This is a genomic window from Pseudomonas sp. fls2-241-TYG-175 (assembly GCF_030209155.1).
Lineage (GTDB): Bacteria > Pseudomonadota > Gammaproteobacteria > Pseudomonadales > Pseudomonadaceae > Aquipseudomonas > Aquipseudomonas viridiflava.
This window is the reverse complement of record NZ_JARVSO010000037.1, coordinates 78,600-91,025: the sequence shown is the minus strand read 5'-3', so window position 1 is coordinate 91,025 and position 12,426 is coordinate 78,600. Positions and strand designations below refer to the sequence as shown.

Here is a 12,426-nt window from a genome sequence, read left to right as displayed (position 1 = left end):
GAGCGTCACGGGAGGCATGCCCACGCGGAGCGATGGGCACGATCAGTGTTGAGGCTGACGTGTGTATAACGATGAGCGCAAAAGTGGGAACGATCAGAGTGATCTGATCAGCGAAAAGCACGCTCATCCATCCGTGGACAAATTATTTCAACTTATTTCCCCTGAGTGCAGTCCCAAGGTTACGCCCTCTTTTCAAGGCGCTTTCACGGCGAACCTTCCATTATGAGTTTCATTGTCTGCATGAGCGTGCTTGGCGCGCTGTTGATGCTGTTGGCATTAACGTCTTCCTATTTGCGCTGGATGCCGGTCACCACCTCGGCGGTGTGCCTGGCGTTTGGCTTCGGCATTGGCCCCATGGGGCTTGGCGTTCTGGATCTGGACTTCAAGGAGTCCTACGAATGGCTGGAACGCCTCACCGAAGCCGCGGTGCTGTTTTCGTTGTTCAGCACCGGCATCAAATTACGCCTGCCGTTGCGCGGCAAGGCTTGGCATTCGGCGTATTGGCTCGCAGGTCCGGTGATGCTGGCGTCCATTGCCGGTGTTTCCATCGCGGCCCATTACCTGTTCGGCCTGACGTGGGGGATCGCGTTGCTGCTGGGCGCGGTGCTGTCGCCGACTGACCCGGTACTGGCCGGGATGGTGCAGGTCAATAATGCTCAGGACCAGGATCGCCTGCGCTTTGGGTTGTCCGGCGAGGCGGGGCTGAACGATGGCACGGCGTTCCCGTTCGTGATCTTCGCGCTGCTGTACCTGAGCTCTGGCGAGAGCACGGCAGACTGGGTGCAACTGTGGTTCTTCAAGCACCTGATATGGGCCGTCCCTGCCGGCTTGCTGATTGGTTACGGAATGGGTCGTGGCGTCGGGCATTTGATGATTTTTCTGCGCATCAGAAATTCGGACAGCACCTCCTCGCCCAACGACTATCTGGCGCTGGCCCTTATCGCGTTGTCCTACGTGGTCGCACAAAGCGTGAACGCCTTCGGTTTTCTCTCGGTGTTCGCGGCCGGGGTTGGCTTGCGTCAGGCAGAAGCGCGCATCACTCGCTCGGAGGTGCCTTCCGAACACGTCGCGCAACCGGTGCTCGGGCACATGACCGGTTCGATCGAGAAAGGCACGGTGGCTGAAGCCGAGGAACTGAGCGACTCACAACTGGCTGCAGGCGTCATGATGGGCGACATGCTGGCGTTCGGCAGTCTCGTCGAGCGGGCCATGGAAGTGCTGCTGATCACCCTGCTGGGCGCAGCGCTGGCCATTTACTGGGACTGGCGCGCCATCGGTCTGGGGCTGGCGCTGTTTTGCATCATCCGGCCTGTGAGTGTCTGGTTGCTGATCAGCAAACGCCTGCTCAATAAACGACAGAAAGCGCTGGTCGGCTGGTTCGGGATCCGCGGCATCGGCAGCCTGTATTACCTCTGTTTTGCCCTGTCCCACGGCCTGGCTGAAGATGTAGGCCATCTGGTTATCGGCATGACGCTGTCAGTCGTGGCGCTGAGCATTCTGGTACACGGCATCAGTATCCAGCCACTGCTGGAGCGCTACGAGCGCAGTTCCAAGGCCAGTATTGCCCCGGAATAAAGGACACGGGGGATGCCATAGATCAAGTCGATCAGGCCATTGGAACAAGCGATTGGACTGCGGCATTTCGACTCGGTAGCGTTGCTGGCATGAAGCCAGTTCAATAGCAGTGCAATAATCGGGACCTGTGGCTACTATGGGTCTGTACGGCACGCTCGAAAAATCAAACTCCTTCCGTGCAGTGGCGTCCAAATCGGGCAGCCACTTCATTGATCGATCAAGTAAGAAGGTTAAATGTCAGAACCCGTCCTGATGGACCGCTTTGCCCGCAAAGTCGATTATCTGCGCATGTCGGTGACCGACCGGTGCGATTTCCGTTGCGTGTATTGCATGGCCGAAGAGATGACGTTTCTGCCTCGGCAACAGATCCTTTCGCTGGAAGAAATCCTTCAGGTGGCCGAGCGCTTTGTTGCGCTGGGAACGCGCAAGATTCGTCTGACCGGTGGAGAGCCGCTGGTACGCGCCGGTGTGGTGGGCCTGTGCGAGCGCATCGCTGCCCTGCCCGGCTTGCGCGAACTGTGCATGACCACCAATGGCTCGCAGCTCGACAAACTGGCCAAGCCGCTGTTCGACGCGGGCGTTACGCGTTTGAATATCAGCCTCGACAGCCTGGACCCGGCCCGTTTTCGTGAGTTGACCCGGACCGGCGACCTGAACAACGTCATCGCCGGTATCGATGCAGCGAACGCCGCCGGTTTCACCCACACCAAACTCAACTGTGTAGTGATGCAGGGTCGCAACGATCATGAGGTCAACGATCTGTTGGCCTTCGCCATCGATCGCAATCTGGATGTGTCGTTCATCGAAGAAATGCCGCTGGGTATCATCAGCGAGCACAGCCGCGCTGAATCCTTCTGCTCCAGCGATCAGGTGCGTGAACGCATTGCCGAACGCTACACGCTGGTGCCTTCCACAGACTCGACGCAAGGCCCGTCACGCTACTGGCGACTGGCCGAGGCGCCGGGCATTCGTATCGGCTTTATCTCTCCGCACAGCCACAACTTCTGCGGCACCTGCAATCGGGTTCGTTTGACGGTTGAAGGTCGTTTGCTGCTGTGCCTGGGCAACGAGCACTCGGTTGACCTGAAGTCAGTGTTAAGAGCCAATCCGGGTCAGCCGCACAAGCTGGAAAAGGTAATCATCGATGCTATGCAGATCAAGCCGTGGAGCCACAACTTCACCCATGACGATGGTGTACAGGTGGTGCGCTTCATGAACATGACCGGCGGTTAACGCCGGTTCACGATTATTTCGGCATATCCTGCTTGCGGAAGAACAGAGTGATCTGACCGACTTCCACGCCCAGCTTCGTCATGGATGAACGATTGGCCATGGTCTGCTTGTCGATCAGGTACATCCAGTCATCCAGGCTCACGTCATACTCGGTGCCGTCCACCGGCAGTCTCAGCACGTAGCGCCAATGAAAGCTGTTGCCGGACACCTCGCCGCTGGCAACCCCCACTACATCACCCGCCGTACCCGTCCAGCGCCCCGGCCCGTCCGGACGCAGGCGCCATTCGCGAACCTGCGTCGTGCCATCGCTGTAGCTGAACGCCTCATGCATCACGAGCACTTCGCCTTCACTGTGGCCATTGATGATCACGTGAAAGCGCTTGGTGACCTCGCCCGAGCGTTTCTGAAACATGCCCCAGGCTTCCGTGCGACCGGTGAAATATTCACGAAGATCAAGCTTCGGCGTTTCCTGGCTGTATCGGGTGACCGGAACGCCGCCACAGCCCGCGAGGACTGAACCGAGGCACAACAACACTAACCATTTTCTGAGCATGAGCCCTCCATGAATTCTCAAGATTGCGCCTTGCCCAGCAAACGTTCCCGGAGTTCCGGATTGCGGGTTTTCGGGTCGAGCCAGATGTCGAAGAACGCTTTGGCGAACGCACTGTCCGGCACAACGTGCTGAAGCTTCTCGCCCACGTAGAACCGCGCCTCGCGTCCAGGCAGATAGACACCGGTAATTTTCATGCCGGGCTGGACATCGACAAACGCCTGACTCATCTGCTGCCGCCAGGCTTCCAATTGCTCGGCCGTGACAGACTTTCCGGAAATGCGCTTGATTTCATCGATGCTGGCGTCGACCAGATCTTGCCGGTCGATGTCGCGGTGGTAAGTCAGTTCAAGCGCCATGGGCGAATTGACTGTGAAAGGCGTGGCGGGACTCAGAAGTCTGGCGGTATAGATCCGGAACCCGAACAGGGTGAGCTCGCCGGAACCGACGACCTGAGCATTCGGCAGCGCTTCACGCCAACTGGCCTGAACACTGCCACTGAGCAGCAGCACCACGATCAATAACCATCTCGGCGCAACCATCGTCAGCCTCTTGCAGGACCGTTGGCAAGGACGCCAGCGGGTGAAGAAAATCAGTAGAGTCAGCGGTGTGGTCTATACCGAAACCGGCAAAAACAGCGCCAAACACGCTGACTCGTGGTAAAAATCTATACCAGTGATGTCGCTTTGTACAACAATAAGACAAGATTTTTTTTCAGATTTGAAACAGGCAGTTAGCCGGGCTGGTACAAAGAGACTGCTGGAAACACCGGAAATTGGCAGGCTCCGCTGCTGCAACGTGTCTGGACCGTGAAAAAACGGCGAGGAAGCGATAAACGCAAAAAACCGACGACAATCGCGACCGGCAGCAACCACCTCGCAAGGAAGTTAGACAAGGATTGGGGATGTACAACGTGGAGAAGAACACTCTTTCAGTTGAACGAAATGTTCCCTGTCAAAGCGTCGTTAGTTAATTGGCTGATCAGCGACAAGTCCGCCACCCTGCCTGACAAGGAAGCGGACCTGTTCTTCAGTTGGCAACGTTTACCGGTAAAACTTCCCGTTCGAAACTTCAATCGTTTCAGGCCACCCGACTGTGCGCCTGACGGCGGCTGTTCTGCCACTCGTTCTTCAGCGCCTGCAGCGTGCTTTCCATGTAGGACCGGTCAGCGGCCGCCTTCTTGCCGACGTAGCCCAGACCCCGGCGGAACATGCCCAGCGCGGCGCGCAACTCGGGATGAGCGTCGCGGAACTCATCTTCCTGAGTGTGCGGCGTCATGGGGTCCACATGAACTTCGCCGGAATCGGTAATCCATGCAATGTGGTTATCCAGCGTATCTTTGCGGGCGGCAAACAGACGAGCCAGTTCATCAATGTTCGGTTGATTGTTCATGTTCATGTTGATGCTCCTTCGCTCGTAAGCAGTTCAATGGTTGATACATCAAGTTCATGTGCCAGACGATTCATGCACGAAACACGATGGAGTGTTCGTCGAATGCAGATCCAGCCCTCAAGGAATTGCAGGTAGCCTTGATGTAAAGCCGCTACATGGCAGCGTCATCGAAGAGAGAAGAAGTCGCGAAACCCAAAGGCCTGATGATCATCGAACGATCAACCACAAGCTTCATGAGAACGTTTCGCCAGCCTCTCGCCTGCTCATCAGGACGATCATGCCAGTTCAGCTTCATCAATCTGCCTTGTGGGCAGCCTACATCCGGGAACATCTCGACGGCTTGCCGAGCCTGTTCAATACATCTTTGCGGCGCTCCCGATCAGGGAGACAGCTGCATAATGCAAAAGGAAACCGGGGTCGTCAATCATTATGTAGTGATTATTTTCACGCACTACATAATTGTCCGACAAGGCAAAAAAAAACGGCACAGTGACCGTATAGTCACTGTGCCGCCTGGAACCGCAGGTTATTTGGCGGTAAAAGCGCTGTAGCTGTTCATCAGGTTGCGGTAGTTCGGGATACGCTGGGACAGCAGGTTGGCCAGGCCTTCCATGTCGTTGCGCCAGTCAATCTGCAACTCGCAGGCCACCGAGAACCAGTTGACCAGTTGTGCGCCGGCCGCGCTCATGCGTGCCCAGGCCGCTTTCTGAACGGTTTCGTTAAAGGTGCCGGAAGCATCGGTCACCACAAACACTTCGAAGCCTTCAGCCAGCGCACACAGGGTCGGGAACGCTACGCAGACGTCGGTCACGACACCGGCAATGATCAATTGCTTGCGGCCGGTCGCCTTGACCGCTGCGACGAAATCATCGTTGTCCCAGGCGTTGATCTGGCCTGGACGCGGGATGTAAGGCGCGTCCGGGAACATCTCCTTCAGCTCAGGCACCAGCGGACCGTTCGGGCCGGACTCAAAGCTGGTGGTCAGGATGGTCGGCAGGTCGAAGAACTTGGCCAGATCGCCCAGTGCCAGTACGTTGTTCTTGAATTCGTTGGGCGAGAAATCCTGCACCAGCGAGATCAGACCGGTCTGATGATCGACCAGCAAAACGGCGGCGTCGTCTTTGTTCAAACGGTTGTAAGGGGTTGCGGTGCTCATGGTTGACTCCTTTAAGGTTGTCGCTAATGGCACGGGGCGCGGCGGCCCCGTGCGTCCTGGGTAATCCGATCAGAAAGCGAAGCAGGAACAGCCGAATGCGCCCCAGAAACCCTGGAAATCGCTGACCGGCGCATTGGAAAGTCGCGCGCGCTCATGGCTGTGGGAGTGCACGGCGCAAGGGCCGCTGCACTGATGCACTTGGGCGACCATCGGCGAAGTCGGACGCCAGTGACCCGGAACCTTGGCCACCGGCGACCAGTCCGGCAACACCGGCAGGGTTGGCGGCGCGAGGGTTTCGAAATCGCCGCTGCCGTATACGACCTTGCCGTCAACCACGGTCAGCACCGATTCGATCCATTTGATGGCTTCCGGCTCGACGCTGAAGTAGTCCGCAGAAAGCGCCACTACGTCGGCCAGTTGCCCGACCTTGATCTGGCCTTTCTTGCCCTGTTCCGACGAGAACCAGGCGCTGCCGTGGGTGAACAGTTCCAGCGCTGTCTCGCGTGGCAGCCCTTCGGGGTAGAGCTCCAGACCGCCGACCGTGCGACCGCTGACCATCCAGTACAGCGAAGTCCACGGGTTGTAGCTGGACACCCGCGTGGCATCGGTGCCCGCGCCGACTGGCACGCCCTCGGACAGCATGCGCTTGATCGGCGGCGTCATTTCGGCAGCCTTGGCGCCGTAGCGCTCCACGAAATACTCGCCCTGGAATGCCATGCGGTCCTGAATCGCGATACCGCCGCCCAGCGCACGAACACGCTCAATGTTCTTCGGCGTAATGGTTTCGCAGTGGTCGAAGAACCACGGCAGACCATTGAACGGGATATCGCGGTTGACCTTCTCGAACACGTCCAGCATGCGGCTGATGGACTCGTCGTAGGTGGCGTGCAGACGGAACGGCCAGCGATGCTCGACCAGATGCCGCACCACAGGCTCCAGATCGCCTTCCATGCCAGGCGGCAGGTCCGGGCGAGGTTCGAGGAAGTCTTCGAAGTCGGCAGCCGAGAAGGTCAGCATCTCCCCTGCCCCGTTGTGCCGCAGGAAGTCATCGCCCTGATGCAGCTTGACGCTGCTGGTCCAGTTCTTGAAGTCGGCCAGCTCTTCCTTGGGCTTCTGGGTGAACAGGTTGTAGGCAATACGCACGGTCAGCTGTTTTTCACGCGCCAGTTGCTCGATGACGGCGTAATCATCGGGGTAGTTCTGGAAACCACCACCGGCGTCGATGGCGCTGGTCAGGCCCAGACGGTTGAGTTCACGCATGAACTGCCGCGTCGAGTTGACCTGATATTCCAGCGGCAGCTTCGGCCCCTTGGCCAGCGTCGAGTACAGAATCATCGCGTTGGGCTTGGCCACCAGCATGCCGGTCGGATTGCCTTGCGAATCACGCACGATCTCGCCACCCGGCGGGTTCGGCGTGTCGCGGGTATAACCTGCAACGCGCAACGCAGCGCGGTTTAGCAACGCGCGGTCATACAAGTGCAGGACAAACACCGGCGTATCGGGCGCGGCCTGGTTCAGTTCCTCAAGCGTCGGCATGCGTTTTTCGGCGAACTGGAATTCGTTCCAGCCGCCCACCACACGCACCCATTGCGGCGTCGGCGTGCGATCAGCCTGGTCCTTGAGCATGCGCAGCGCGTCTACCACGGAGGGCACGCCTTCCCAACGCAGTTCGAGGTTGTAGTTGAGACCGCCACGAATCAGGTGCAGGTGAGAGTCGTTGAGGCCCGGGATCACCGTGCGCTGCTTGAGGTCGATCACCTGTGTCGCACTGCCGCGCATGGCCATGACTTCAGCATCACTGCCCACCGCAACAAACCGGCCACCGCTGATCGCCACAGCACTGGCTTTGGGCTTTTCGCGGTCAACCGTATGGAATTGACCATTGAACAGAATCAGTTCGACATTCATCGCTACACCTTTGGCGGAAGATTGAGAGGCACCGGCGAGGCCGGAGAAAGACAGAGAAGGAAGAATTGCCGCAGCCGCGCTCAACAAAGAGCCTTTGGCAATGAAACGGCGCCGTTGCAGATCGGTTTTGTCGTCTGTCATCGGATCACTTCCCTTGTGATTTTTTCGCGGACGCGTTGAGCCACGGCGCCATCAGGCGGGTCGCGGCCGGCATCATCAGGTACACCACCAGCAGCACGATGGTGATGGTTACCAGCGCAGTGCTGACGAAGTAGCTGGACAGCCACGATACGCGGGCAAAAATCGGTCCCCAGAACAGCGGCACGAACAGCGTCAGCGGCAGAATGACCATGAACGACACGCACGCCTGCTTCCAGCGCGGCGGCGGGCTGCCTTCTTCGGTAGTCGGGGTGAACCAGAATTCGTTATGCGGATTGACCAGCGTCTGGTCGCCATCGGCAAGCATCGGCTCGGCCTCCTGCACCAGCTTTTTCCGTTCATCGGAGTCCAGCCAGTCCTGCATGGCCTGCGTCGAATGAAAACGCAGCACGCTGGTGAACATCTGCAGTCCGCCCTCCTTGGCGCGGATCACATCGACGCCCAAGTGACCGGGTTTACCGCTGGCAATGGTCACGATGCGACGCAGCCAGCTCTCGTAGGCACTCTCCTGCCCGGTCTTGACCCGGTGCTTGATCACCAGGGTGACGACTTCATTGAAGACCGCACTGCCGACGACACGAGCTTCGGTATCAAGACGGATGGGTTCGGACATGGCCAGAGGCTCCAGAAACAGAAATTGAATTCGGATCCTGGCCAGTCGAATCTGTACGGCTCAGGATGTCGACGATACTGCCGTCAAACCAGCGTCAGAAATTGAACGTATGTGCTGTCTTTGTTTTTGCCTGCCTTACTGCGGCGTCTTGATGTCCAGCGGCCCTGCCATGTACTCGGCAATACGCCCACGCAACCAGCGCTCGGCCGGGTCGTTGTCATGCACCCCGCTCCACACCATCGACAGCTCGGCGGGCACGATCGGAAACGGCGGCTCTTCAGCGCGCAACTGACAGCCTTCGATCAGCGCACACGCAGCGTAGTCCGGCACCGTGGCGATCAACTCGGTACCGGCCAGCAACGCCCGCAACCCATTGAACTGGGGCACCGCCAGCACCACCTTGCGCGCGCGTCCGACGCGAGCAAGGTCCAGATCGATATTGCCGCTCAGATCGCCGGAGAACGACACCATCGCGTGCTGCCGTTCGCAGTACTCGTCCAGCGTCAACGGCTCCGGTCGCGCGTCGCCCCGGATGACCTTGCAACCGATGTCCCGCAGCTTCTTGCGCTTGGCATTGGCCGGCAGATCGACGGTGTAACTGACCCCGACCGAAATCTCCCCAGAGGCTAGCAGCGCAGGCAGCAACAGATAGTTGGCCCGACGAATCACCACAATGATGCCTGGCGCCTCTTCCCGCAGACGCGAAAGCAGCGGCGGCAGCAAGCCAAACTCCGCATCATCGGACAGGCCGATGCGGAACACATCGTTACTGGTCGAGGGGTCGAACTCCTTGGCCCGACTCACCGCCCCTGAAATGGTGTCCAGCGCCGGGCGTATCTCCTTGAGAATGTCCAGCGCCCGCACAGTCGGCTCCATCGCCCGCCCGTTGCGCAGCAGCAACTGGTCATCAAACAGATCACGCAACCGCCCCAGCGCCGCACTCACCGCGGGCTGACCGATAAACAGTTTTTCCGCCACACGCGTGAGATTGCGCTCGAACATCAACGCTTCAAAAATCACCAGCAGATTGAGGTCGACGCGGCGCAGGTCGTTGCGATTCATGAGAAGGATTCCGTGGGCTGATGATCAAAGTGCCTGCGAGGCGAGGCTTTGACGTCAGTAGGCACGAATGTGGGGCGCGGGGATTGTATGGGTGTGCTGAGTGGCAGCTCGAGGATCAAATCGCCGTCCGCGTCTTATCGAACAACCTGCCCTCCTGAGGAGCATGATTTCGTGGGAGCGGACTTGTCCGCGAATAGCGCTACGGGCCTTTTCGCGGACAAGTCCGCTCCTACGGGCCGGTGTCGCCAAGGAGGTGATCACATTCCCTGAATGATTGGCGCAGTACCTGATCGGCGTCGACGGGTCATTTGCCTGACCAAAGGTGTCAGTAAAACGATGCTCGCGGGGTAACCTCAATAAACAACAAGGAGGGATCCCCCATGATCAAATCAGTCGGCCCAACCGAGATCAAACCCATCCATCTCGCATCCTGCCACTGCGGAGCAGTCGTATTGAAACTGGATTTGCCAGACGGCATTGTAGACCCCAGACGCTGCGATTGTTCGTTGTGTCGACGGCGTGGGGCTATCGTGGCGACGGTGGCGGAAGATGGTATTCGCGTGATTCACGGCCAGAAGATGCTGAAGCTGTATCAGTTCAACAGCCGCACGGCCGAGCATTATTTCTGCGGCCGGTGCGGGGTTTATACGCACCATCGGCGACGCTCCAATCCGCATGAGTTTGGCTACAACGTCGCGTGCCTGGAAGGTGTGAACCCGTTCGATCTGGGGCCGGTGCAGACCAGTGACGGGGTCAATCACCCCGCCGACCGGCCTGACGAGCCCCTGCCCTTGTGTGATTAACGCAGGTTGGTTTTGGCCAGTTCCAGTACTTCGCTGCCACGGCCGCTGAACACGGCGCGCATCATGTACAGGCTGAAACCTTTGGCCTGGGCAAGTTTGATTTTTGGCGGGATGCCCAGCTCCTGCTTGGCGGTCACGACGTCGATCAGCACCGGGCCGGGATGGTCGAAGGCTTTACGCAAGGCACCGGGCAGTTCTTCGGCACTTTGTACGCGTATGCCCAGAATACCGGCGCCCAGCGCCACACCGGCGAAGTTGGTTTCGTGGAAATCGGTGCCGTGGGGCACGTAGCCAGCGGCTTTCATTTCCATGTCGACGAAGCCCAATGAGCTGTTGTTGAACACGACCATTTTGATCGGCAGGTTCAATTGACGAATGCTCAGCAGGTCACCCATCAGCATGGACAGCCCACCGTCGCCGCACAGCGCCACAACCTGACGATCCGGGTGTTCGGCCTTGGCGCCCAGTGCCTGGGGCAGTGCGTTGGCCATGGAGCCGTGGTTGAACGAGCCTAGCAGGCTGCGCTGGCCGTTCATGTGCAGGTAGCGCGCCGCCCACAGTGTCGGCGTGCCGACGTCAACGGTGAAGATGGCGTCTGCGTCGGCCTGTTCGTCGATCAGGCGCGTGAGGTACTGCGGGTGGATCGGCGTGTCGGCAGGCGTCGGCGTAGCCAGTTCGTCCAGTTCTTCGCGGGCCTTGGCGTAGTGCTTGAGGGCCTTGTCGAGGAAACGGCGGTCCGAGTGCGGCTTGAGTTTGGGCAGCAGCGCGTCGAGGGTTTCCCGCACGCCGCCGGTCAGCCCCAGCGTTACCGGAGTGCGACGGCCGAGTTGGGTCGGGTCCAGGTCGATCTGGATGACGTTGGCTTTCTCGGGATAGAAGTTTCGGTACGGAAAGCTGCTGCCAAGGATTACCAGCGTGTCGCAGGACAGCATGGCGTGGTAGCCGGAGCTGAAGCCGATCAGCCCGGTCATGCCGACGTCGAACGGGTTGTCGTACTCGACATGCTGTTTGCCGCGCAGGGCATGCACGATGGGCGCGCCGAGCTTTTCGGCCAGCGCAACGACCTGTTCGTGGGCGCCCGCGCAGCCAGCGCCGCACAGCAGCGTCGTGGCCTTGGAGTCATTGAGCAGCTCGACCATGGCCTGCAGATCGTTTTCAGCGGGAACGACAGTCGGTGGCGTGGGTTCAACCCATTTGACCGGAACGTCGGGCGCTGCGCTCAGCGCCACGTCACCCGGCAACACGATCACCGCCACGCCCTTCTGGCTGATCGCGGCGCGCATCGCACGCTCCAGCACACGCGGGAATTGCTCCGGGTTGCTGACCAGTTCGACGAAATGGCTGCACTCCTTGAATAACTCCTGCGGGTGGGTTTCCTGGAAATAGTCCAGGCCGATTTCCGAGGACGGGATGTGGGCAGCAATGGCAAGAACCGGGACGCGGTTGCGATGGCAGTCGTACAGGCCATTGATCAGGTGCAGGTTGCCGGGTCCGCAACTGCCGGCGCAAACCGCCAGTTTGCCGCTGCTGGCAGCCTGAGCGCCTGCGGCGAAGGCGGCGACTTCTTCATGGCGGGTGTGCATCCAGCGAATCGAATCGGTGCGTTCCAGGCTGTCGGTCAGGCCGTTGAGGCTGTCACCGGAAACGCCCCAGATGTGAGAAACACCTGCCGCTGCGAGGGTTTGCGCGAGATGGTCGGCAATGGTCTTGGACATGCGGGGTTCCTTGTCGAGGCAAATAGGGTTCAGCTTCCGTACTGGAAGAAACTGCGCAGCGCTCTGCTACGCCTGTTGTGGTCGACCTGTTGCGTTCTCGACAGTTCCGGGAAACTGAGGGGTGTTCAGATTGGGCGCACCAGTGCCTTAGAAGCCAAGTGCCAGGCTCATTGGATGCGCAGTCTGTGACATTTGTGACGCGGAGCGTCACGGGAGGCATGCCCACGCAGAGCATGGGCACGATCAGTGGGGCCTGGGCA

The 12,426-nt window shown here is 59.3% G+C and carries 11 protein-coding genes; 3 read left to right on the top strand and 8 right to left on the bottom strand.

The window, feature by feature from the left end; translation table 11 throughout:
* Window positions 1-222: 222 nt before the first annotated feature.
* On the top strand, window positions 223-1,575 hold the full coding sequence (locus QRN20_RS22205) for a cation:proton antiporter (RefSeq protein ID WP_004885313.1): 1,353 nt from the start codon (window positions 223-225) through the stop codon (window positions 1,573-1,575).
* Window positions 1,576-1,809: 234 nt separating this feature from the next.
* Window positions 1,810-2,808, top strand: coding sequence for a GTP 3',8-cyclase MoaA (gene moaA / locus QRN20_RS22200; RefSeq protein WP_058432994.1), 999 nt, complete (start codon window positions 1,810-1,812; stop codon window positions 2,806-2,808).
* A gap of 13 nt (window positions 2,809-2,821) precedes the next feature.
* Here the strand turns inward: moaA and QRN20_RS22195 are convergent, their stop codons facing one another.
* The 7 genes from QRN20_RS22195 to QRN20_RS22165 form a co-directional block, all read right to left on the bottom strand.
* Complete coding sequence (locus QRN20_RS22195; RefSeq protein WP_032651876.1) at window positions 2,822-3,361, bottom strand: DUF3833 domain-containing protein; 540 nt, start codon at window positions 3,359-3,361, stop codon at window positions 2,822-2,824.
* A gap of 17 nt (window positions 3,362-3,378) precedes the next feature.
* Window positions 3,379-3,900 (bottom strand): chalcone isomerase family protein, encoded by a 522-nt coding sequence (locus QRN20_RS22190; protein ID WP_122415226.1) that lies wholly within the window; start codon window positions 3,898-3,900, stop codon window positions 3,379-3,381.
* Window positions 3,901-4,438: 538 nt separating this feature from the next.
* A complete protein-coding gene (locus tag QRN20_RS22185) occupies window positions 4,439-4,756 on the bottom strand; it encodes a hypothetical protein (protein WP_029242746.1) in 318 nt (105 codons plus the stop codon).
* 520 nt (window positions 4,757-5,276) lie between these two features.
* Window positions 5,277-5,906 (bottom strand): isochorismate family cysteine hydrolase YcaC, encoded by a 630-nt coding sequence (gene ycaC / locus QRN20_RS22180; RefSeq protein ID WP_285361203.1) that lies wholly within the window; start codon window positions 5,904-5,906, stop codon window positions 5,277-5,279.
* Window positions 5,907-5,975: 69 nt separating this feature from the next.
* A complete protein-coding gene (locus QRN20_RS22175; RefSeq protein ID WP_029242745.1) occupies window positions 5,976-7,814 on the bottom strand; it encodes an amidohydrolase in 1,839 nt (612 codons plus the stop codon).
* A 145-nt stretch (window positions 7,815-7,959) separates the two neighbouring features.
* The gene (locus QRN20_RS22170) at window positions 7,960-8,586 is read right to left on the bottom strand and encodes an antibiotic biosynthesis monooxygenase (RefSeq protein WP_029242744.1); all 627 of its coding nucleotides are present in this window, start codon (window positions 8,584-8,586) and stop codon (window positions 7,960-7,962) included.
* A gap of 135 nt (window positions 8,587-8,721) precedes the next feature.
* Window positions 8,722-9,648 carry a LysR substrate-binding domain-containing protein gene (locus QRN20_RS22165; protein ID WP_004885300.1) on the bottom strand — a complete coding sequence of 309 codons (927 nt, stop codon included), beginning with the start codon at window positions 9,646-9,648 and terminating at the stop codon, window positions 8,722-8,724.
* A 380-nt stretch (window positions 9,649-10,028) separates the two neighbouring features.
* Here QRN20_RS22165 and QRN20_RS22160 point away from each other — a divergent pair, with 380 nt between their 5' ends.
* Window positions 10,029-10,451 carry a GFA family protein gene (locus QRN20_RS22160; protein WP_029242743.1) on the top strand — a complete coding sequence of 141 codons (423 nt, stop codon included), beginning with the start codon at window positions 10,029-10,031 and terminating at the stop codon, window positions 10,449-10,451.
* On the opposite strand, the gene poxB is transcribed toward QRN20_RS22160, so the two are convergent.
* The gene (gene poxB / locus QRN20_RS22155; RefSeq protein ID WP_043305900.1) at window positions 10,448-12,166 is read right to left on the bottom strand and encodes a ubiquinone-dependent pyruvate dehydrogenase; all 1,719 of its coding nucleotides are present in this window, start codon (window positions 12,164-12,166) and stop codon (window positions 10,448-10,450) included. The two genes, QRN20_RS22160 and poxB, sit on opposite strands and share 4 nt — an antisense overlap.
* Window positions 12,167-12,426: the final 260 nt, after the last annotated feature.

Bases quoted from the DNA above. Each gene is read 5' to 3' on its own strand.
- poxB (WP_043305900.1), bottom strand. From the start codon at position 12,166: ATGTCCAAGACCATTGCCGACCATCTCGCGCAAACCCTCGCAGCGGCA.
- ycaC (WP_285361203.1), bottom strand. From the start codon at position 5,906: ATGAGCACCGCAACCCCTTACAACCGTTTGAACAAAGACGACGCCGCC.
- QRN20_RS22175 (WP_029242745.1), bottom strand. From the start codon at position 7,814: ATGAATGTCGAACTGATTCTGTTCAATGGTCAATTCCATACGGTTGAC.
- QRN20_RS22185 (WP_029242746.1), bottom strand. From the start codon at position 4,756: ATGAACATGAACAATCAACCGAACATTGATGAACTGGCTCGTCTGTTT.
- QRN20_RS22195 (WP_032651876.1), bottom strand. From the start codon at position 3,361: ATGCTCAGAAAATGGTTAGTGTTGTTGTGCCTCGGTTCAGTCCTCGCG.
- QRN20_RS22205 (WP_004885313.1), top strand. From the start codon at position 223: ATGAGTTTCATTGTCTGCATGAGCGTGCTTGGCGCGCTGTTGATGCTG.
- QRN20_RS22160 (WP_029242743.1), top strand. From the start codon at position 10,029: ATGATCAAATCAGTCGGCCCAACCGAGATCAAACCCATCCATCTCGCA.
- QRN20_RS22170 (WP_029242744.1), bottom strand. From the start codon at position 8,586: ATGTCCGAACCCATCCGTCTTGATACCGAAGCTCGTGTCGTCGGCAGT.
- QRN20_RS22165 (WP_004885300.1), bottom strand. From the start codon at position 9,648: ATGAATCGCAACGACCTGCGCCGCGTCGACCTCAATCTGCTGGTGATT.
- QRN20_RS22190 (WP_122415226.1), bottom strand. From the start codon at position 3,900: ATGGTTGCGCCGAGATGGTTATTGATCGTGGTGCTGCTGCTCAGTGGC.
- moaA (WP_058432994.1), top strand. From the start codon at position 1,810: ATGTCAGAACCCGTCCTGATGGACCGCTTTGCCCGCAAAGTCGATTAT.